Origin of the sequence: Hyphomicrobium sp. (genome assembly GCF_036262015.1) — a bacterium.
GTDB lineage: Bacteria > Pseudomonadota > Alphaproteobacteria > Rhizobiales > Hyphomicrobiaceae > Hyphomicrobium_C.
On the sequence record NZ_DATAJR010000008.1, the window covers coordinates 350167 to 369382 of the forward strand.

Genomic DNA, 19216 nt, shown 5'->3' on the forward strand with positions numbered 1-19216 from the left:
CAACGAAGCCTCCGGAGCGACCGACCAAGATGCAGACCAATTTTGCACCCGAACAGCTCCGAGATCCGCGTGTGGCGGAAGCCGACCGGATCCTGAAGCGGTGCGTGCATTGCGGGCTTTGTACGGCTGTTTGCTCGACCTACGTCGTGTTGGGCGATGAACGGGATTCGCCGCGCGGGCGCATCTATCTCATCAAGGACATGCTCGAGCGGCGAGACGAGCATGCACCCTCTGAGCAGGTTCGCCATCACGTCGATCGCTGTCTGACGTGCCTTTCATGCATGACGACTTGTCCGAGCGGCGTTGACTATCTGCATCTGGTGGACGCGGCACGCGCCGAAATCGAGGAACGGTGCCCTCGTAGCTTCAAAGACCGGATGTTGCGCCGGGTGCTCGCCTGGACCATTCCCTATCCGCGGCGCTTTCGCCTCGCGCTCAAAGCCGTGCCACTGGCGCGGCCATTCATTCCGCTTCTGCAACGTTTCGGTCTCGAAGAGGTTGCCGCCATGCTTGCGCTTGCGCCAACGGGGGCAAACAAGCGTGAAGCGCGGTTCGGCGGCGCCGGAACCGCTGTCACGCACAGCGAGCGGCGTGCGCGCGTTCTATTGCTGACTGGCTGCGTGCAACCCGTCCTGCGTCCCGACATCAACGATGCGACGATCCGGCTGCTCGCGCGACGCGGTGTCGACGTCGTCGTTGCGCACGGCACGGGCTGTTGTGGCGGCATTGTCCAGCACATGGGACAGGAGAAGGACGCGCAGTATCTCGCCAAGCGCAATATCGACGCGTGGTGGAAAGAGATCGGTCGCGGGGAGATTGACGCAATCATCGTCAACGCGTCGGGGTGCGGGACGACGGTGAAGGACTACGGGCATATGCTGCGGGGCGATCCGGCCTACGCCGACCGGGCAGAGCGTGTCTCCAGCCTTGCCAAGGACGTTTCAGAGTTTCTCTACGAGTATCAGCTTGGCGCGCCCGAGCGCTGGTCGTCGCTTCGGGTCGCATACCATTCGGCCTGCTCGCTGCAGCACGGGCAGCGCATTCACGACGAGCCACGCGCGTTGCTCCAACAGGCGGGTTTTGCCGTGATGGATGTGCCGGAAGGCCACATTTGCTGCGGATCGGCCGGCACGTACAACATCTTGCAGCCGGAGATTGCGAGCCAGCTCAAGAAGCGTAAGCAGGACAATATTCGCTCGACGCGTGTTGATGTTGTTGCTGCCGGAAATATCGGCTGTATCACGCAGCTCAATACCGGTCTCGATACCCCGATTGTTCACACCGTCGAGCTGCTCGATTGGGCCTATGGAGGGCCAGTGCCGCCGGGGCTCGAGCATCTCGCCCAGTTCGTTACGGACGTGCCGAAACCCAGACGTCATGTCGAAGACTTCATAGAAACCTAGTTTGCCACGCGCTCGACACCGTGCACACGTAAAGACCCGCGAAATGACCGATATTGAGCTTCAGGGCGCCGTGCCCGAGCGCTGCGACCTGCGGAGCGACAGCGGCCCGTTCGACATCATCGGAGACGTGCACGGATGCGCGGGCGAGCTGGAGGCGCTGCTGGTGCGTCTCGGCTACCAGCTGACGTGGAGCGGCCATCCCGGTTCGTACAGCGTGAAAGTCACACCGCCGCTGGGCCGTCGCGCCATTTTTGTCGGAGATTTGGTTGATCGCGGCCCGCGTGCGCCCGACGCGCTGCGGATCGTCATGAGCATGGTCGAAACGGGTGCCGCATTGGCGGTGCCCGGAAACCACGACGTGAAGTTTCTGCGCTGGCTCGCCGGAAAGGATATCAAGCCGACGCATGGGCTCGACCGGACCATTGCTCAGTTCGAGCCGGAGTCGAAAGCGTTCCGATTGCAGGTTTCGGGCTTCATCCGGGGATTGCCGATCTACCTTTGGCTCGATGGCGGACGGCTCGCTGTCGCACACGCGGGCATCAAGGAAGACATGCTTGGCCGTTATTCGGGCGAGGTGCGCCGCTTCTGCCTCTACGGTGAAACATCGGGTGAGACGGACAAATTCGGATTGCCGATCCGCTACCACTGGGCGGCGGAATACCGCGGCCGGACGTCCATCGTGTATGGACACACGCCGGTGCCGGATGCGGACTGGGTCAATTCGACGATTTGCATCGATACGGGCTGTTGCTTCGGCGGCAAGTTGACCGCGTTGCGCTGGCCGGAGCGCGAGATCGTTTCAGTGCCGGCCGCGGCCGTCTACACGGTGCCCGTGCGGCCCTTCGGGCATCCTCCGCTCAGACCCGGTGCAGAGATCGCCTAGTAAGGTCCCGATTCCGAAGTTCGCCGGAGTTCGCTGTGAGGCGCCGAGCGAATTTCTCGATCATCACACCAGCTCTCATTGCGTGGATTTTTTGGCCGGGGCGGCCTTCTTCTTCTCAGGTGGCGGCTCGGGGGCGGCCGTGCTCAGGGTCACATCCTTCTCAGGACCGGCGTCCTTGCTGCTGTCCACCACGTCGGCCGGTACGGTCGGCGGCGCGTTTCCGCCGGCGGTCAGCACCGCGCGGCAATCCTGCGGGAGATCGGCGAGCGTGAGCTGCGGCTTGGGTGGCGCGGGCTTGGCGGGCTTCTCCGGAGGCTGAGCCGTAACGGGCGGCTTCGGCTTGGGCGCGACTTTCTTCAGCCAGTCCTTGAGCTCGGCATCGCATCCATCGCCAGTCGGCACAGGGGGCTGATGCTGGCAGTTGTTGGATCCCTTCGGACAGCCGATGCGAATGTGGAAGTGGTAGTAGTGCCCGAAGTAGGGCCGCACCTTGCTCAGCCACGTGCGGTCCGTCCCGGCAGATTCGCAGAGCGCCTTCTTGATGGCCGGGTGCACCAAAATGCGTTCGACCGACGAATAGGATGCAGCGCGTTTGATCAGCTTCACCTGACCGTCGCCCCAGACCTTGGGGTCGACCGAGCCCGCGTTGGCCAGCATGGAGACGGCCGACATATCTTCACGCTCTCGTTTCGTGAGCTTACGGTCGGGCATCGGCGTCAGCCAGATGTCGGCATCGAGGCCGACCTGGTGGCTGGCATGGCCGGATGTCATGGGGCCGCCGCGCGGTTGGGACATGTCGCCGACAAGCAGCCCCGGCCACTCTTTGTGCTGGGTCGTTTCGCGCGCCAAGCGTTCGAGCAGGGCAACCAGATCGGGGTGTCCCCAATTGCGATTGCGCGAGAGACGCATGACTTGCCAACCCGGGCCGTCGACCGTTAGCGGTTTGCCACCCGCAAGGCAGCCCTTCGCGTACCAGCCGACTGCACGGGCGGCCATCGGCGCCGGCGTCTTCACCGTGCCGAAGAGTTGCTTGGCGGCGAGGACAGGCTTCTTTGGCTTTTCCGCCTCCTTGGCGTCAGGTTTCGCTTTGACGTCCGGCTTCGGAGCTGCGGTGACGGCGGGTTCCGGTGCCTTTGCAGCCGGGACTGGCGCAACAGCTTTTACAGGCGCCGCCTTCTCCTCCGGTGGATTGCCGCCGCTCTTTGCCTGAGGCCGCTCGGCGGCTTTCGGAGTGGGGGGAACGATTGCGTCCTTCGCCTTTGCGGCGGCAGCTTCCGCAGCCGCGGCGGCGGGGCCCTGCCACGCAGCTTCAGGCGTCGCGGCATCCTGTGCCGCGGCATATCCGGATAGGATTGCCATCGGCAAGATCAGCCAAGTCACGACGCGTCGGGCGACTGCCATGAACCCCCGCAGCAAATCAGTTCACGTTCATCCTAGTCGAGCTAACGGCCAAATTGCGACACAGTTTGCATACATGCGCCGATTTGGTGCTTACAAATGCGGTAATCTTCATTCGGACGCCAAGGCCATGAGATGACAGCCTTTCTTACAAATGGTCCCGAAGATGCCACCACGTGGCTTCTGCTCGCGCCCGGCGCTGGCGCCCCGATGACGAGCGGATGGATGGGGCGCATGTCCGAGCTGCTGGCGGAGGCGGGACTTCATGTCGTCCGTTTCGACTTTGCCTACATGACAGCACGTCAGACTTCCGGTTCACGGCGTCCGCCGCCGAAGGCGGAAAGGCTCATCAGCGAGTATGAGGCCGCAGTTGCGGACATTACCGCCAAACGCAAAGGCGGTCAGCTTTTGATCGGCGGGAAATCGCTTGGCGGGCGCGTCGCGAGTCTTGCCGCTCAGGGGTTGTACGATGCGGGGCATATCGCGGGGCTCGTTTGCCTCGGGTATCCGTTCCATCCTCCGGACAAACCCGATCAGCTGCGAACCCAACATTTGCTGGCGCTCTCGTGTCCGACTCTCATTGTGCAGGGAACGCGCGATCCTTTCAGTGGCCGCGACGAGGTGCCCGGCTTTGGTTTGCCTTCCGCGATCTCCGTTTATTGGGCAACTGACGGCGATCACGATCTCGCGCCGCGGCGCGCCTCAGGTGCGACGCTCGACAGCAACTTGACCGCTGCCGCAAACGAAATTGCCGGCTTCGCGAAAAGGCTCGCTCAGGCGCGCTGATGGCGGGCACGTGCACCGCGTTCAAGCGCGGCGCACGTTTCCCGGTCCAGCTCCAATGTCGTGGCCAGAAGAGACAGGAAATGCGTCTCGTCGGCCTGCACGGAAAGGTCGGACGCTGCCACTTCGGCGCAGAGGACGTAGGCCGTCTCGTAAAAGCGTGGGGGAAGGCTTCGTTTGATCAGGGCGAGCACCTGATCGACGCCTTGCGGCTTTCTCAGGAGCATGCCGCACCGTTGCGCCGTGTCGGCGAGCCAGTTGTCCGTGAAGTTGTGGAATGGCGGCAGCTCTTGGACGATCGAGCCGATCCGCGCCAGCTCTTCGGTTGTGATGGTGCGGTCTGCTGCGGAGACAGTGACCATGGCGTAAATCAGGGCCTCGGGCGGGGAGATGCGATCCGACATGTGTCTCTCTTGGTTCGACGTGCAATGTGCGCCAGCGCTTCGAGCGGCTGCATGGAATGCACCCAGCTCTTCGATCTGTGGCGCGTGACCAAGCGTCGGGACGTAACCATCCTCTCATGCGGCTCCCTCCCAGGCTGCTCGGGCGGGATATGGCGTTGATCCTCTCGTGCGCAAGGTTGCGGCGACTTGCCGCGATTTTTTCGTTAAGCATGGCCTGCGGCGCCGGGCCCGCCTCGAACTTCTTTTCTTCCCTCCCCCCGACACTATGTTATGGGGAAGGCTTCAAGGACAGGCCCGTCCATTTTTCGGCCCGACTCCCGGGTTCCCGCAGCTGTTTTTATTGATCCGGGGCGGTACCGGGCCCGTATCGAGCCCGCATCCCATGCGCAACTCCCCGAAGGTCTAGCCGATGACACAAACTCCAAAAGGCTTGAAGTTCGAACTCAAGGCGGCTGAACCCATAACGCCCGCTCCGACGCGGGCCGAGGCCGAAGCCGCCGTTCGCACGCTTCTGCGCTGGGCTGGAGACAATCCGGACCGCGATGGGCTGCACGAGACGCCGTCGCGTGTGGTTCGGGCGTTCGAGGAATACTTCCGCGGGTATCAGGATGATCCCGAGGCCATCCTTCAGAAGACGTTCGAGGAGACCGAGGGCTACGACGAGATGATCGTGCTGCGCGGCATCCGTTTCGAGAGCCATTGCGAGCATCATCTGGCACCGATCGTCGGCCGTGCGTGGGTGGGCTACATCCCGAACGGTCGCGTGGTCGGGATCTCGAAGCTCGCCCGGGTCGTGGAAGCCTATGCAAAGCGGCTTCAGATCCAGGAGAAGATGACGTCGCAGATCGCGAACATCATCAACGATGTGCTGAAGCCGCAGGGCGTCGCGGTGATCATCAAGGCCGAGCACCACTGCATGACGACGCGCGGCGTTCACAAGCCCGGCACCGATCTGGTGACGAGCCGGATGCTCGGAATTTTCCGTGACAACGCGATCACGCGGCAGGAATTCCTGTCGATGGTCGAAGACTAGTCCCAACCAATCCTCGGGTTGCAGCCCGCCGGGCTCTTTCTCGGCGGGCTGACTTTTTTCGGAGTGTGCGTGTGACTGCTGCTGTTGCCAAGACCGTCCTCATTACTGGTGCTTCGAGCGGAATCGGCCGTGCGACCGCCGAGCTGTTTGCCTCCCGCGGCTGGAACGTCGCCGCAACGATGCGTACGCCGGAGAAGAGCAATCTGGGCGGCGTTTCCGATCGCATCAAACTTTTCAAGCTCGACGTGACCTGTCCGAACTCCGTCGATCGCGCGGTTCAGGACGTGATCGGCGCGTGCGGGAAGATCGATGTGGTGGTCAACAACGCCGGCTACGGACTGATGGGGCCATTCGAGGCGCAGACGGACGTACAGATCCGCCGCCAGTTCGAGTGCAACGTGTTCGGCGTGATGAACGTGATCAGGTCCGTGCTTCCTCACATGCGCGACCGGCAAGAGGGGCGGATCATCAACGTGGGGTCGGCCGCAGGCCGAATGACCTTGCCGCTCTACTCCATGTACAGCGCAACGAAGTGGGCCCTTGACGGCTTTTCTGAGGCTCTCTGGCTGGAACTCCGGCAGCACAACATCAAGGTCAAGATCATCGAGCCAGGCATGATCAAGACCGACTTCTTCGAGCGTTCGCGCGAGATTGCAACGAAGCCCGGCCTGACCGCCTATGACGACTTCGTGGAGCGCGTGTCTCCGAACCTCAAGGCGTGGGAGGAGGCAGGCGCGGAGTCTGATGTTGTCGCGCACAGCATCTGGCGTGCCTCGACCAGCATCTGGCCTCGCCTGCGCTATCAGCCGAACGCAACGCTTGCGGTCTGGGCGCGCGGATGGGTCCCGAGCCAATTGTACGTCCGTGTTGTGCGGCGCCTCTTCAATGCGTGGTGAGGTGCGGGCGAGATCGCTCAACGCTCTCGTCTCTTCCTGATAGGACGTAAGCGTACTTGTTTTTTGATTCCGCTCAATGCACACTCGTGAATGGGACGGCAGCATGTTTGACTTGATCAACATGGACGGAGCTCCCATGACCAAAATCCTTTGCGCCATCGACGACACTGAGCACAGCAAGCCTGCTATCGATCTGGCAGCCAAGCTGGCTCAGGCTCTCGACGCGGAATTGACGATCCTTGTGGTTAACCAGCTGATCGGCGGATATGGCCGCGCTGGCGGGTCTACGCTGGTATGGACCTCGGCTGAGGTGGAAAAAGCGCTTTCCGGCGCGGCTGCTGAGGCGAAGAAAGGCGGCGCTTCGAAGCTCAAGGTGGTGAATGCGGAGAGCCGGGACGTGGCACGGGCAATCACGACCTACGCCGAGGATAACCACTACGATCAGATTGTCGTCGGAACCGGTGGCAAAGGCGCCATGTCGCGCATGATGCTTGGATCGGTGTCAGGCGACGTTGTTCAACGCGCGCACTGCCCCGTGACGGTCGCGCGTTAGCGAGCCTCAACGTCATAGTCGACGGCCATGAGATAGAGGCCCGATGCCGGCGCGACTGGGCCGCACGCCGTGCGGTCTTTCGCGTCGAGCGCGGCGCGGACATCGCTGGCCGTCCACTTTTTATCTCCGACGAGCTTCAGGCTCCCGACCATCGAGCGCACCTGGTTATGCAGGAATGAGCGCGCAGATGCCCGGACATGGATTTCATCGCCCGCTCGCGTGACTTCGAGACGATCCAGTGTCCGGACGGGGGATTTGGCCTGGCATTGCGTGGCGCGAAAGGTTGTGAAGTCGTGGCGCCCGACGAGGCCGGCGGCCGCCTCATGCATCGCCTTTGCGTCGAGAGCGCGTGGAATCCACCACACGTGGTTTCGCTCGAGAACGGGTGGGGCTCGGCGCGCGAGGATGCGATAGAGATAGTGCCGTGCGGTGGCACTGAAACGGGCATCAAAGTCGGGCGAAACCTCGCTGCAGCCGAGAACGGCGGCGGGGTTCGGCTTTAGATAGAAATTGGTGCCATCCCGCAGTTTCGACGGCGTCCAAGCTCTTTCGAGATCGAAGTGAGCAACCTGGCCGCGCGCGTGGACGCCTGAGTCCGTGCGTCCGGCGCCGCGCACGCTCACACGCTCGCCTGTGAGCTTAAGGATCGCCTCTTCGAGCGCGCCCTGCACAGACACACCCGTCGGCTGGATCTGCCAGCCGACAAAGGGCGTGCCGTCGTATTCGATCAGAAGGCGGTAGCGGGGCATCGGGCTGGGTGCTGTTGTTTGGAAGGCCCCTGCCTACCGCGCCCGCTGCAATGCCTCAAGGGATATGGGACGATAAGCCTAGCGGGGGCCGTCCCGGCGCGCATCGACGTCTGCGCCCCACAGGGGCACGCCGGTGATGGGGTCGTAGTAGTAGTTGAGACCCAGGGGCGTACGGCCGCCGGGATTGACGATCACGTGCTGCTGCGATGGGAGCGGGCGGAAGACGCGCACGCCTTCCTCCATTGTGACCGTCGCACCGTAGACTTTCGACGTCTCGATACGTGTGGTGCTGGCGTTGTCTTCGGCGGCCTGTGCGGAAGCTGCGGTGAAGAGAAGGCCAGCGGCTGCGAGGCCAAGCGTGGCAAGACTGCGGGACATCGTCATCTCCTGAACGTTCTGTGCAACTTAGGAGACAATGACGCGGCATGCGGAGACGTTCGTACCGCATGCTTAATGGGGCAGGGGCTTCATCCGACGCGCGCTCCCCGGGCAATGGTAAAGCCGCGTAAAAACTCGTCGGTCGACATGGCGCGCTTGCCCGCGCGCTGGATCTCGATGAGGCGAATGGCACCTTGGCCGCACGCGATGGCGAGCTTGTCGTCGAGCACCTCGCCGGGGCTACCGCGGTCTTCTACGACGGCCGTCCGCAAGACCTTGATACGTTCGGGCGGTCCCCCAGAAGGTGTGGCCTCGAACCAAGCACCGGGGAATGGCGAGAGGCCGCGGATGTGGTTGTGAACCTCGATCGCAGGCTTCGCGAAATCGATCTTGGCTTCCTTCTTGTCGATCTTGGCCGCGTAGGTGACGCCTTCGGCTGGCTGAGGCGTCGTCGTCAGAGTGCCTGCCTCCAGCTTGGCGAGGGCTTCGACGATCAGACGTGCACCGCGCTCGGAAAGGGTGTCATGCAACTCGCCGGCTGTAATGCTGGAGCCAATCGGGACAATGTCAGTTAGCGCTACCGGGCCGGTGTCGAGGCCTTCCGCCATGCGCATGACCATAACGGCCGTTTGCGCGTCGCCCGCCATGATGGCGCGCTGGATCGGGGCCGCGCCTCTCCACCGGGGTAACTCGGACGCATGTACGTTGAAGCAGCCAAGACGAGGCGCTTCGAGGACCGAGCGAGGGAGGATCAGACCGTATGCAATCACGACGGCCGCATCGGCGCCGAGGTCCGCGAAAGCGGCCTGTTCTTCTAGGCTCTTCAGGGATTTTGGTGTGCGGACTGGAATGCCGAGCGCGGTCGCTTTGGCGTGCACGGGTGAGGGGCGTTCTTCCATTCCGCGCCCGGCGGGACGCGGCGGCTGGGAATAGACCGCTGGCACTTGATGGCCGGCGGCGACAATCGCTTCCAGCGCCGGAACGGAGAAGTCCGGCGTTCCCATGAATACGATCTTGAGCGGCATGGAGGCTTTCCGGCGGTGCTAGGCCGAGGCTTCGCGCGCGATCTTCTTGAACTTGCGGACGACGATATCGCGCTTCAGGCGCGACAGAAAATCGATGATCAGCTTGCCATTCAGATGATCGATCTCATGCTGCAGTGCCGTAGCCAGCAATCCATTTGCCTGAAGCTCTTGAGGCTTTCCCTCGCGGTCGAGGTAGCCGACGACGACGGTCGCCGGGCGCTCGATGTCCAGGCGGAAGTCGGGGATCGAAAGGCAACCTTCCTCATGAACGCGCGTCGCATCGCCGAGCTTCAGGATCTCGGGGTTGATCAGCGTCATCGGCTGAGGCTTGTCCTCGTCGTCGGAGACGTCGAGAACGATAAGGCGTTTCAGTATGCCAACCTGCACGGCGGCCAGCCCGATGCCGGGTGCGTCGTACATCGTCTCGAGCATATCGTCGGCAAGCTTCAGAAGCTCGGCGTCGACCCGTTCGACGGGGTCGGAAACCTTGCGAAGCTGGGGGTCGGGAAGCGTGATGATCGGCATGATGGACATGGCACTGAAATAGGGAACTCCACGTCGCCGGTCAATCTGGCCTGAAACCTGACCTGAACGACCGCCTGCTTGAGAGCGTTAACGTTACGTAGTGTTACCAGGTTTTCATATTCACCCTGCTGCACACTTCGATTTTACGCTAGAATTGGAAAGAAAACCGTTTTGGTTGGATTGGATGACGCGAGAACCCAAACCGCTGATCCTCGGTCGCCGCGAATGGGTGGCGCTGCCGGACCTTGGGCTTTTCGCCATCAAAGCCAAGGTCGACACCGGTGCGCGGACCTCTGCGCTGCATGCAGAAGCCATCGAGGTTTTTGGTCCGGCTTCCGCACCCCGTGTGCGTTTTCTCATTCACCCGCTGCTCGAAAAGCCTGACGTTGCCGTCTGGTGCGAGGCGGAGTTGCTTGGGGTGCGAGAGGTGACGTCTTCAATTGGCGAACGCGAAAACCGCTACATCATCTCGACACGGCTCAGCGTCGGGGACCGCGAGTGGCCGATCGAGCTCGGTCTGACAAACCGGGGCGGCCTTGCGCATCGGATGCTGCTCGGGCGGCAAGCCCTCCAACCCGGGATGCTCGTTGACCCCGCTCAATCGTTCCTGCTGCCGAAGCTCAGCTCGCGGCTCTATCGCGCACACGCCTGAGGCGCGATCCTTCAGCCGAGACCGAGGATCCGCATCATCGACGCGTTGACGTGTTTGGCATCGAAACGCCGTTCGGCCTTGAGGCGTGCGGCGCGCGATCCCGCTGCCACCTGATCGGGGTTTGCCAGATAGCTGTCCATGGCGGTCACTAGTGCGCTGGTGTCTGCGGGTGGGATCAGGCACCCGCTCACTTTCTCGTCCACCGTTTCGACGCATCCGGGAGCCGTCGTCGTAATGACCGGACGCCCGGTGGCAAGCGCTTCGAGAACTGCGCGCGGCATGCCCTCCCAGTAGGAGGGATAGACGAAGACGTGACACGCCGCGAGCGCGGGGCGAACGTCCTCCAGGTGTCCCAGGTACTCGATGGCGCCGCCTTCCGTGAGCGCATCTGGTGAAATGGCGTCGGCTTCGCCGCTCGTGGGACCGGCAAAGCGAAACTGTGCGTTGGGCCAGCGCGCTTTGAGCTGCTGGGCGGCGACCTTGTATTCCATGACACCGCGCCGGCGCTCGAGGCGGCCCAGCATGAGGAAGACGAGGCCCTGGTCGCGCGAGGGAAGTGGCGCGGCTTTGAAGGTGCGGAGGTCGATGCCGCTTCCCGGCACAACGAGCGTCGGTAGATTGGGTGGCAATAATTTCTGCTGGGCGAGCACACGCGCATTGTCGTGGTTGTGAAAGACGATGGCGTCGCTCGAGCGGACTGCGTGAGAGAAACGCCGGCGGCCGACACTTTCGACGCCGTCGCTCGGCAGTCCGTTCACGAGGCTCACAACGCGCTTTACGCCCGCGCGCCGGGCGGCAACGGCGGCAAGAGCCAGCGTGCGCAAGCCGAACGCGAGGGAGATATTTGGTTGCCAGTCACGGAACTGGGTGACGAGGCTTGTAATCGTCTGCCAATCGTTGAGAGCGCGGAGCGGCTGCGGGGGGATTTCGATTGTACGGTGTTGCGCGCCGGTGTCGCGCAGGATGCGCATGTAGCGTCCGGCTCCGGGTGGCGTGATGCAGAGCACGCGATGGCCGCGGTCCGCCAGCCACGCGATCAGGTCTCGCCGCAGGATGGCAGCGGCCTCGGCCGATGGAGCGACCAGGGCGATCCGTTCGGAGACTTGTTGGGTCACAGGTGAGGCCGATCATGCCGATTCGTATCGTCTGGACCCTAGCGCAGGGGCCGGAGCGTCAACAAGGTTATGCGGGTCAGCCGTGCATCGGCATGCACAGCTTCAAAGAGGTGGTGTTTCGCCTGCGAGGAGCCTGTCGAACAGCCTCAGGCAAAACCAAACGCCAATGCATCCGAAGAAGATGCCGCCGGCCATATGGCCGGCAAGAACCCCGTCGGCGCCCGCCAGCTTCCCCCCGTAATAGACGAATGGAATGGTGCCGATGCTTGCGCGCGCCCAGTTCAAAACCGTGGCGTAGTGGGGGAAACCGAGCGTGTTGAAGACTGCGTTGACGACGAAGAGCGCACCCATGAAGGCGAACAGGGGTGCCAGCCAGATATTGAAAAGCGAGATCAGAGAGGCTGCCTCGCCGGTGGCGCCGAACAGGCGGATGAGTGGCGATGAGAGCAGCGCCAGCGCGATCCAAGCTGCCACCGTGAGGGCGACATTCACCACGAGTGCCAGACGGAACGCCTCACGCATCCGATCGCCTTTGCCGGCACCGTAGTTTTGACCGACGATCGGGCCAATCGACGAGGAGAGGGCATATATGGCGCCAAATGCGACGGGCATGATGCGTCCGATGATCGCCCAGCCCGCCACAGCAGCATCGCCGTAGGCGGCAATGGCGCCTGTGACGTAGGCGTTTGCAAAGGGCGTGGCGACGTTCGTCAGGATGGCCGGAACCGCGATTCCCGTGAGGGCGGGGACGTCGGCAAGGAACGCCGGAAGGCGTGGCCGCGCAATGAGGCGATGCACGCGGATCACACCGTCGAGGCCAACGGCCATAAATGCGATCCGTGCGCCTACCGTGGCCCAGGCCGCGCCGTCGATCCCCATGCCCAGTGCGAAAATGAAAATGGGGTCCAAGATCGTGTTGACCACCGCGCCATAGAGCGTGACGTTCATGGCGCGTCGCGCGTCACCCACCGATCTGAGGACGGAGGCCGATGTCATGGCAATCGAGAGCGGGATCATGCCAAGGGTGAGGATGCGCAGGTATCCCGCTGCAAGCTCGTGAGTGCGACCCGTGGCTCCAAGTGCGGCCAGGAGATAGGGAATGCTGACGTAGACGATGGCGGCCGAAACGGCGCCGACGACGAAACTGGCCAGATGCGCGTTCATCGACAAACGGCAGGCTCGTAGTCTGCGGCCTTGCCCCAGAGATCGGGAAACAAGGGACGTGGCCGCAATACCGAGGCCGATACCAATCGAGATCGTGAAGAAGAGGATCGAACTTGCGTAACCCACGGCGGCAAGCACGGCCTGGTCCTTGAGCCAGGATAGGAACACGATGTTGGCGAGGTCAGACAGGAAAATGGCACCGAGGCCGACGCCGCCGGCTCCACTCATGACGAGAATGTGCCGCAAGAGCGAGCCGACCACGAATTTTGCCGGCGCGGGAGAGAGCGCTTCCGCGTCAGGCATGGCGGTCGTCCTCTTGGATGATCCTTGGCCGAGTGCCAGGGCGATCTCTAAATTCTTTTGCGGGATTTGATGGCCGCCGCGAGCGTGCCTTCATCGAGATAGTCGAGCTCGCCCCCGATGGGAACGCCCTGTGCCAAGCGCGACACGACGACTCCCGTGGGCGCCAGTTGCTCGGTCAAGTAGTGTGCCGTCGACTGGCCTTCAACCGTCGCATTTAGCGCGAGGATAACCTCCTTCACCTCGCCGGAGGCGGCACGGTCGATCAGCTTGGCGATGTTCAGGCGTTCGGGCCCAATGCCGTCGAGGGGCGACAGGTGCCCGCCCAGCACATGGTAAGGCGCATTGATGACGGCTGCGCGTTCGAGTGCCCACAAATCACCCATCTCCTCGACCACCACGATCATCGAGCGGTCGCGGCGTTCGTCGCGGCACACGGTGCAGGGCGCAACGGTGTCGAGGCTGCCGCAGGTCGGACATTCGACGATGGTTTTGACCGCGACGCCGAGCGCATCCGCCAACGGCACGAGAAGATCCTCGCGCCTCTTCAGAAGTGCGAGGGCGGCCTTGCGTGCGGATCTGGGCCCCAAGCCAGGAAGGCGCGACAAAAGCTGGACGACGCGCTCGATCTCGGGGCCGGCAATTTTCTTGGACATCTCGTCTTCTTGGTCATCGTCTTGGAAGCCGCGCGGACTTAATCACGTCGAATGTGCGTTGTCACACCGCGCGCTTCGATTAGGCAGCCAATTCGCCTTTCAGGCGATTTCGCCGACGGACATGACCTCGCGGGGCCGGTCCGTCAAGGGTGGCAGCTCCCGAGAGGTGCGCCGTTCTGCCAGTATTTTTTCCGATTGGCGCCGGTAGTCCGTGGGGGTCAGACCATACCGCGCTTTGAAGCGGCGCCCGAAGTGAGACAGATCCGAAAAGCCCCAATTGAAGGCAATTTCTCCAACGCTGCGGTGAGATTGCGCGGCGTCTTCCAGCGCGTGCCGGCAGCGTTCCAATCGGCGCTCGGTCATGTAGCGCTCGATCGACCAGTTCTCTTCGGCGAGCAGGGTATTGGCGTAACGTACCGAGATGCCCGTCTCAGCCGCAATGCGCTCGGGCTTGAGGCCAGGTTCTATCAAGAGGCGCTCAACGGTGGCCTTGAGGCGAAGAAGGGCGACTGCCTTCGGTGACGACAATGTCGCGCCTCGTGGATATCCTGTCGTGAATGTGAGCGCTGCGAGGTCGAGCAATTGCTCAGCAACTTTCAGTCCGGCGACGTCGTCCAATGCTTCGGCCTGTTCTGGCAGGAGTTCCAAAAATCCCATCGTCACGGTCCCGATCGCGCTCGATGACGTGACCGGGCGCGCCGTGAGGCCGGCCAAATTGCCTAGGCGGGCTTCCAGCATGACGCGGGGAACTTTGACCACGACGCTTGCCGATCGGGTTCTAAGGTCGATTTCGAACGGACGAATGGGATCGATAAGGAAGAGCCCTCGCCCATCCAGCACCGTTTCGCGTCCGTCCTGGAAGATTGCTGTTTCGCCCATGCGCTGCATGCATAGAAGCACGTCACCACAGTCGGCCCGGGCCGCGTAGCGCTCCGACCGGTTCACGCGGGCTGCATCGACCTCGAAGGACGCCAACCCCAGGCCCGGCAGCGTTGTAATACCAACGCTGCCGCTGAAGGCGCCCGTGTTGTCGGGGGTGAAGTCGTGTTCAACGTAGCCGCGGGTGGCGACCTCACGCCAATAGCTCAACCGTTCCCGCGGATGAACGTCGTGGGTCGAGTAGATCATTTCGACAGCCGTCCCTCGCTGAATGCCCTGTCAGTCGACAAATAGGGCCGGGTGGTGCAAGCGCCGCGCCCCCCTTTGCATTTCAATACAATTTCTCCACTGACGAGTCGACTGACGGTTTTGGCTTCTAGCCGGCCGCTTCCGTTGGATCTGCCTCGTCTTCAAGAGACTACCCCCGCGAGTAAAAGGACGATCAGAGCAGCCATGACGCGAAAAACTACTGAACCGGACCTCGGACAGTCGCCTTTGCATCTGTTTCATCGCGCTGTTCAAGTGGTGACGGAAATCTATCAGGCCGAAATGGCGAGCTACGACCTCACGGCGAGACAGTATGCCGTTCTGTTCGCACTGGCTCATTCCGACGGCATGAGCCAGAGCAAACTCGTCGATGCTACCGGCATCGACCGCTCCACAATGGCGGACATCGTTCGCCGGATGCTCAAGAAGGGCATCATTCAGCGCAAGCGCGACAAGGACGATGCGCGCGCATACGAAGTGCGGATCACGGAGGAAGGCGTAAGCCTGTTCAAGTCCGTCACTCCAATCGTGCATCGTATCGAGGAGAAACTTTTGTCGGCGCTCAAGGGACGGCGCGTTGACGAGTTCCTAACCAACCTCAGCTTGATCGTCGGGAACATTCAGGTTCCCGGAATGGTCGCCTCAAACGGTCACTTGGCCGAGGCCGACGCCTAAGATCGAAAAAGCCGGAGGGAACCTCCGGCTTTTTTGTTAATCTTCGAGTTACCAATTGTCGCTTAGGGTGCGTACAACCCTCCGTGTCTCTCACGGTCCACGTCTTGTTTGCGTGGTGCATCCTGTTCGAAGCGATTGTCCGTTCGAAGCCAATAGCTAACCGGACCAAAGCGGCAGGCCCGCATAAGGCCATGCTCGCACAATCCGGCTAGTTGCCGGTCTGATTCGCGGCGCGACGCCGCGCCGGTTGCCGGCTTGGTTCTGGACTGGTCGCGAGCGGAAAGCCGACGATGGTATCAACCTACCTCTCCTACAAGATGTACACGGCGGACATGTCCAAAAGCGTCAAGCGGACGCTTTCGGATGCGACGGTTGCTCGCGAGCACGCCTACTACAAGGAGAACATCGGCAAGGTTAAGTCGGTCGATGACTTCCTCAAGGACCAGAGGCTCTATCAATACGCAATGAAGGCGTACGGCCTCGAGGACATGACCTACGCCAAAGCGTTCATGCGCAAAGTGCTTGAAAGCGATATCACCGATCAGAACAGCTTCGTGCGAAAGATGGTCGATCAGCGCTACATCACTTTCGCCCGGGCCTTCAATTTCACGACAAGCGGCGACGTAGCGACCGGCACGGCTGTGGCGCAGGACGCGGCAGACGAAGTTGAGACGATCGGGCTTTACTCCGAGCAGCGTGTGCGGCAGGGCGCGACCGCGGCTGCGGAGGTGGACTACTACAAAGCCCGCATGAACACGATCACGTCGGTCGATCAGTTCGTTTCGGATCCAAAGCTGTTCAAGTTTGCCCTCGATGCCTATGGGATCGACTCCAGTATCGCATCCGAGCAGGCGATCAAGAATGTGTTGCTGAGCGATCTTTCCGATCCCAACAGCGTCGCCAACACGTATGGCTCGCGTTATCAGAAACTCGCCGCAGCATTCTCGTTTGCCGCGGATGGAAGCGTACCTGCGGGCACGAAAGCGCAGACCGAAGCGCAGCTCAACGCCACGATCTACAACAACTATGAGGTGACCGGGAACGGTTCGTCGCCGGCAGCAGCGGCTTTCAAGACGGATCTGTTCCGAAACGGGCTTTCTAGCATCACGTCGGTCGACGACCTGATCAACAACAAGATGCTGCGCGACTACGCGTTGGTCGCCGTCGGGCTCGACCCGATCTATACGTCGGATGCCACGGTGAAGGCGGTATTGACGAGCGATCTATCGGATCCCAACAGCTTGGCCAACCAGCTCGAGTCGCCGAGCTTCAGAACGCTTGCCGCTGCCTTCAACTTCAATACCGATGGCTCGCTCGACGCGGGCGTGTCCGCGCAATCCGCGGCGCAGCAGGAGAACCTGACAAACCTTTATCTTGATAACTACGCCAACAAAGCGTTGACCGCCGAACAAGCGGCAACGACCTACTACCAGTCCAACATCGTAGACGTTAAATCCGTCGACGACTTGATGGGCAACCAGAATCTCTACAACTACGTTCTTAAGGCCTTCGGCATCGATCCGAACGAAGTGTCGCGCTCGACGATCAAGTCGGTGCTGCAGAGCAATCCTACCGATCCGTTGAGCTTCGCCAGCCGAACGCGTGATAGCAGGTACACGGCGCTAGCCGCGGCCTTTAACTTCGGCTCGAATGGCGCGGCGAAGGGTGTGCTGGCGGCTCAGCTTGCGTCGGCGAAATCGGAGACGATCTCGGCCTATTCCGCGAAACAAGGCGATCATGAGCTTCTGCAGGCGCGCGGGAAGGCGGAGAGTGAGTATTACAGTATCGCGATCGATACCATCGAGACGGTGGATCAGCTCATCGCTGACAAACGCCTCGTAACCTACATCAAGACCGCGTTCGGTTTCGAGAACGAGACGATCTCGGATGCGACCCTGAAGCAGATCTTTACGAGCGATCTTTTCAATCCATCGAGTTTCGTGAATACGCCTCCCAATACGCGCTTCAAAGATCTCGCGGCCGCTTTCAATTTCGGCACTGACGGGAAGGCACAGCGTACGGAACTCAACGCCGTGCAGGATCAGGATGATCTGCTCAAGACGCAGGACCTCTACGTTCGTCAGACGATGGAACAGAAGGCCGGCGATCAGAACCAGGGCGTGCGCCTCGCGCTCTACTTCTCACGCAAGGCTTCCAGCATCACCAGCGCCTACTCTATTCTGGCCGACAAAGCTCTGCTCGAAGTCGTGTTGACTTCGCTCAATCTGCCGGATTCCGTGGCCCAGGCGGACGTGGATACGCAGGCGAAGATGATCGAAAAGCGGATCAACTTCGACGACTTCAAGGATCCGAAGAAGCTCGAGACGTTCCTGGCGCGCTTTACGGCGCTCTATGACATGAACAACCAGCAATCGGATACGGCGACGTCGCTGACGTCCCAGCTCTTCGGACAGCAATCCGGCGGAAGTATCATTGGCGAGAGCTTGCTCACCAGCATTCAGTCCCTGAAGATCAGGGTCTAAGGCCTGCTTTCCAGATAGTTAGGCGCTTTTCAGAGCCGCGGCGGCCGATATTCTCTAAACGATATCGGAAAAAGTGTGTCGTTGTCAGTTATACAATTTAAGATTGCAAGCTTCTTTTAGCCCGCCTATGACAATGCGCAGAGCGCTCGGCGCTCCGTCGGCTTCCGGCTGATTGGCCGGCGACTCCGTTTTTCATGTACCGGGGGAATGGCATGCCGGACCTGGAAACACGCCTTGAGGCCCGCCCGCTCTATCTGCAGGTCCGCGATCTCCTCGTGAAAAAGATCGTCAACGGCCATTGGAAGCCTGGGTCGAGCCTGCCCAACGAGATTCAGCTCGCGCAACAGCACGGCATCAGCATCGGGACCGTGCGCAAGGCCTTGGATCTTATGGAGGCTGATCGCATCGTGACGCGTCGGCAAGGGCGCGGGACGTTCGTCAATGACTATGCGGCCGTCGAGACTGCGTTCCCCTTCTCCATGTTTCATAATGTTGAAGGACAGAGGATATCGGGTCGAAAGATTGCCCGCTCGATTGTGCGCGTCAGAGCGTCTGCGGAGGAGGCGGGGCGTCTCCGTTTGAACATCGGCGACGAGATCATTCGCGTCGAGCGGGTTCGCGAGCACCAAGAGCAAGTTTTCATGTCGGAGGTGTGCTTGCTCCCTGCGAAACTTTACACACGTTTTCCCGATGAGTTCGGCGCGTACCGCTTGTCCGCACTTGCGCAGCTCAACGCGATCCTGGTGGGGCGTGCAGACGAAAGGGTCGAAATCGTACTGGCAAACGAGCGGAGCGCTCGTGATCTCGGCATTGCGGAAGGGACGCCCGTTCTCCGGTTGGACCGTGTCATCTTCTCGGATCGGGACGAGGTTCTCGAATGGCGCATCGCGCACTGCTTCATGCGGCACGAGCACTATGTTGTTCGGTTCACTCTTGGCTCAATCCACGACACAGCAGCTCCTTTGGCCGCTCCATAGACGAGAAGGGCGCTGCTT

General features: G+C 61.6%; 20 protein-coding genes. 10 read left to right on the forward strand and 10 right to left on the reverse strand.

Features of this window, described 5'->3' with window-relative positions:
* The first annotated feature begins 29 nt into the window (after positions 1-29).
* On the forward strand, positions 30-1403 hold the full coding sequence (gene glcF, locus VHO05_RS10370; protein WP_329646505.1) for a glycolate oxidase subunit GlcF: 1374 nt from the start codon (positions 30-32) through the stop codon (positions 1401-1403).
* Positions 1404-1446: 43 nt separating this feature from the next.
* Entirely contained in the window at positions 1447-2286 is an 840-nt protein-coding gene (locus tag VHO05_RS10375) for a metallophosphoesterase (RefSeq protein ID WP_329646506.1), read from the forward strand.
* A 75-nt stretch (positions 2287-2361) separates the two neighbouring features.
* Here the strand turns inward: VHO05_RS10375 and mepA are convergent, their stop codons facing one another.
* Positions 2362-3687, reverse strand: a complete 1326-nt coding sequence (mepA, locus tag VHO05_RS10380) for a penicillin-insensitive murein endopeptidase (RefSeq protein WP_329646507.1) — start codon at positions 3685-3687, stop codon at positions 2362-2364.
* A gap of 132 nt (positions 3688-3819) precedes the next feature.
* Between mepA and VHO05_RS10385 the strand changes: the two genes are divergently transcribed.
* A complete protein-coding gene (locus VHO05_RS10385) occupies positions 3820-4470 on the forward strand; it encodes an alpha/beta family hydrolase (RefSeq protein WP_329646508.1) in 651 nt (216 codons plus the stop codon).
* Here the strand turns inward: VHO05_RS10385 and VHO05_RS10390 are convergent.
* Positions 4458-4871, reverse strand: coding sequence for a tellurite resistance TerB family protein (locus tag VHO05_RS10390; RefSeq protein WP_329646509.1), 414 nt, complete (start codon positions 4869-4871; stop codon positions 4458-4460). The genes VHO05_RS10385 and VHO05_RS10390 overlap by 13 nt on opposite strands.
* Positions 4872-5280: 409 nt before the next feature.
* On the opposite strand from VHO05_RS10390, the gene folE reads away from it, so the two are divergent.
* From folE to VHO05_RS10405, 3 genes are all read left to right on the forward strand, one after another.
* Complete coding sequence (gene folE, locus VHO05_RS10395; protein WP_329646510.1) at positions 5281-5904, forward strand: GTP cyclohydrolase I FolE; 624 nt, start codon at positions 5281-5283, stop codon at positions 5902-5904.
* A gap of 71 nt (positions 5905-5975) precedes the next feature.
* Positions 5976-6800: an SDR family oxidoreductase gene (locus VHO05_RS10400; protein WP_329646511.1), complete on the forward strand. Its 825-nt coding sequence runs from the start codon at positions 5976-5978 to the stop codon at positions 6798-6800.
* Positions 6801-6936: 136 nt separating this feature from the next.
* Positions 6937-7353 carry a universal stress protein gene (locus tag VHO05_RS10405; protein WP_329646512.1) on the forward strand — a complete coding sequence of 139 codons (417 nt, stop codon included), beginning with the start codon at positions 6937-6939 and terminating at the stop codon, positions 7351-7353.
* Here the strand turns inward: VHO05_RS10405 and truA are convergent.
* From truA to def, 4 genes are all read right to left on the reverse strand, one after another.
* A complete protein-coding gene (gene truA / locus VHO05_RS10410) occupies positions 7350-8102 on the reverse strand; it encodes a tRNA pseudouridine(38-40) synthase TruA (protein WP_329646513.1) in 753 nt (250 codons plus the stop codon). The two genes, VHO05_RS10405 and truA, sit on opposite strands and share 4 nt — an antisense overlap.
* A gap of 78 nt (positions 8103-8180) precedes the next feature.
* Positions 8181-8480 (reverse strand): hypothetical protein, encoded by a 300-nt coding sequence (locus VHO05_RS10415; protein WP_329646514.1) that lies wholly within the window; start codon positions 8478-8480, stop codon positions 8181-8183.
* A gap of 89 nt (positions 8481-8569) precedes the next feature.
* The gene (fmt, locus tag VHO05_RS10420) at positions 8570-9505 is read right to left on the reverse strand and encodes a methionyl-tRNA formyltransferase (protein WP_329646515.1); all 936 of its coding nucleotides are present in this window, start codon (positions 9503-9505) and stop codon (positions 8570-8572) included.
* 18 nt (positions 9506-9523) lie between these two features.
* Positions 9524-10039: a peptide deformylase gene (gene def / locus VHO05_RS10425; RefSeq protein WP_329646516.1), complete on the reverse strand. Its 516-nt coding sequence runs from the start codon at positions 10037-10039 to the stop codon at positions 9524-9526.
* A 175-nt stretch (positions 10040-10214) separates the two neighbouring features.
* On the opposite strand from def, the gene VHO05_RS10430 reads away from it, so the two are divergent.
* Complete coding sequence (locus VHO05_RS10430; RefSeq protein ID WP_329646517.1) at positions 10215-10682, forward strand: ATP-dependent zinc protease; 468 nt, start codon at positions 10215-10217, stop codon at positions 10680-10682.
* A gap of 11 nt (positions 10683-10693) precedes the next feature.
* Here the strand turns inward: VHO05_RS10430 and VHO05_RS10435 are convergent, their stop codons facing one another.
* From VHO05_RS10435 to VHO05_RS10450, 4 genes are all read right to left on the reverse strand, one after another.
* Entirely contained in the window at positions 10694-11797 is a 1104-nt protein-coding gene (locus tag VHO05_RS10435) for a glycosyltransferase family 4 protein (RefSeq protein WP_329646518.1), read from the reverse strand.
* Between the two features lie 102 nt (positions 11798-11899).
* Positions 11900-13264, reverse strand: coding sequence for an MATE family efflux transporter (locus tag VHO05_RS10440; RefSeq protein WP_329646519.1), 1365 nt, complete (start codon positions 13262-13264; stop codon positions 11900-11902).
* A gap of 47 nt (positions 13265-13311) precedes the next feature.
* Entirely contained in the window at positions 13312-13917 is a 606-nt protein-coding gene (gene recR, locus VHO05_RS10445; protein WP_329646520.1) for a recombination mediator RecR, read from the reverse strand.
* 99 nt (positions 13918-14016) lie between these two features.
* Entirely contained in the window at positions 14017-15045 is a 1029-nt protein-coding gene (locus VHO05_RS10450) for a helix-turn-helix domain-containing protein (RefSeq protein ID WP_329646521.1), read from the reverse strand.
* Between the two features lie 204 nt (positions 15046-15249).
* Here VHO05_RS10450 and VHO05_RS10455 point away from each other — a divergent pair, with 204 nt between their 5' ends.
* The 3 genes from VHO05_RS10455 (at position 15250) to VHO05_RS10465 (ending at position 19198) form a co-directional block, all read left to right on the forward strand.
* Positions 15250-15738, forward strand: coding sequence for a MarR family transcriptional regulator (locus VHO05_RS10455; RefSeq protein WP_329646522.1), 489 nt, complete (start codon positions 15250-15252; stop codon positions 15736-15738).
* Positions 15739-16028: 290 nt separating this feature from the next.
* The gene (locus VHO05_RS10460) at positions 16029-18221 is read left to right on the forward strand and encodes a DUF1217 domain-containing protein (RefSeq protein ID WP_329646523.1); all 2193 of its coding nucleotides are present in this window, start codon (positions 16029-16031) and stop codon (positions 18219-18221) included.
* A gap of 212 nt (positions 18222-18433) precedes the next feature.
* Complete coding sequence (locus tag VHO05_RS10465) at positions 18434-19198, forward strand: GntR family transcriptional regulator (RefSeq protein ID WP_329646524.1); 765 nt, start codon at positions 18434-18436, stop codon at positions 19196-19198.
* The last annotated feature ends 18 nt before the right edge of the window (positions 19199-19216 follow it).

Excerpts from the sequence above, each read along its gene's own strand:
- glcF (WP_329646505.1), top strand. The coding sequence starts at position 30 with ATGCAGACCAATTTTGCACCCGAACAGCTCCGAGATCCGCGTGTGGCG.
- VHO05_RS10375 (WP_329646506.1), top strand. The coding sequence starts at position 1,447 with ATGACCGATATTGAGCTTCAGGGCGCCGTGCCCGAGCGCTGCGACCTG.
- mepA (WP_329646507.1), bottom strand. The coding sequence starts at position 3,687 with ATGGCAGTCGCCCGACGCGTCGTGACTTGGCTGATCTTGCCGATGGCA.
- VHO05_RS10385 (WP_329646508.1), top strand. The coding sequence starts at position 3,820 with ATGACAGCCTTTCTTACAAATGGTCCCGAAGATGCCACCACGTGGCTT.
- VHO05_RS10390 (WP_329646509.1), bottom strand. The coding sequence starts at position 4,871 with ATGTCGGATCGCATCTCCCCGCCCGAGGCCCTGATTTACGCCATGGTC.
- folE (WP_329646510.1), top strand. The coding sequence starts at position 5,281 with ATGACACAAACTCCAAAAGGCTTGAAGTTCGAACTCAAGGCGGCTGAA.
- VHO05_RS10405 (WP_329646512.1), top strand. The coding sequence starts at position 6,937 with ATGACCAAAATCCTTTGCGCCATCGACGACACTGAGCACAGCAAGCCT.
- truA (WP_329646513.1), bottom strand. The coding sequence starts at position 8,102 with ATGCCCCGCTACCGCCTTCTGATCGAATACGACGGCACGCCCTTTGTC.
- VHO05_RS10415 (WP_329646514.1), bottom strand. The coding sequence starts at position 8,480 with ATGTCCCGCAGTCTTGCCACGCTTGGCCTCGCAGCCGCTGGCCTTCTC.
- fmt (WP_329646515.1), bottom strand. The coding sequence starts at position 9,505 with ATGCCGCTCAAGATCGTATTCATGGGAACGCCGGACTTCTCCGTTCCG.
- def (WP_329646516.1), bottom strand. The coding sequence starts at position 10,039 with ATGTCCATCATGCCGATCATCACGCTTCCCGACCCCCAGCTTCGCAAG.
- VHO05_RS10430 (WP_329646517.1), top strand. The coding sequence starts at position 10,215 with ATGACGCGAGAACCCAAACCGCTGATCCTCGGTCGCCGCGAATGGGTG.
- VHO05_RS10440 (WP_329646519.1), bottom strand. The coding sequence starts at position 13,264 with ATGCCTGACGCGGAAGCGCTCTCTCCCGCGCCGGCAAAATTCGTGGTC.
- recR (WP_329646520.1), bottom strand. The coding sequence starts at position 13,917 with ATGTCCAAGAAAATTGCCGGCCCCGAGATCGAGCGCGTCGTCCAGCTT.
- VHO05_RS10450 (WP_329646521.1), bottom strand. The coding sequence starts at position 15,045 with ATGATCTACTCGACCCACGACGTTCATCCGCGGGAACGGTTGAGCTAT.
- VHO05_RS10455 (WP_329646522.1), top strand. The coding sequence starts at position 15,250 with ATGACGCGAAAAACTACTGAACCGGACCTCGGACAGTCGCCTTTGCAT.
- VHO05_RS10460 (WP_329646523.1), top strand. The coding sequence starts at position 16,029 with ATGGTATCAACCTACCTCTCCTACAAGATGTACACGGCGGACATGTCC.
- VHO05_RS10465 (WP_329646524.1), top strand. The coding sequence starts at position 18,434 with ATGCCGGACCTGGAAACACGCCTTGAGGCCCGCCCGCTCTATCTGCAG.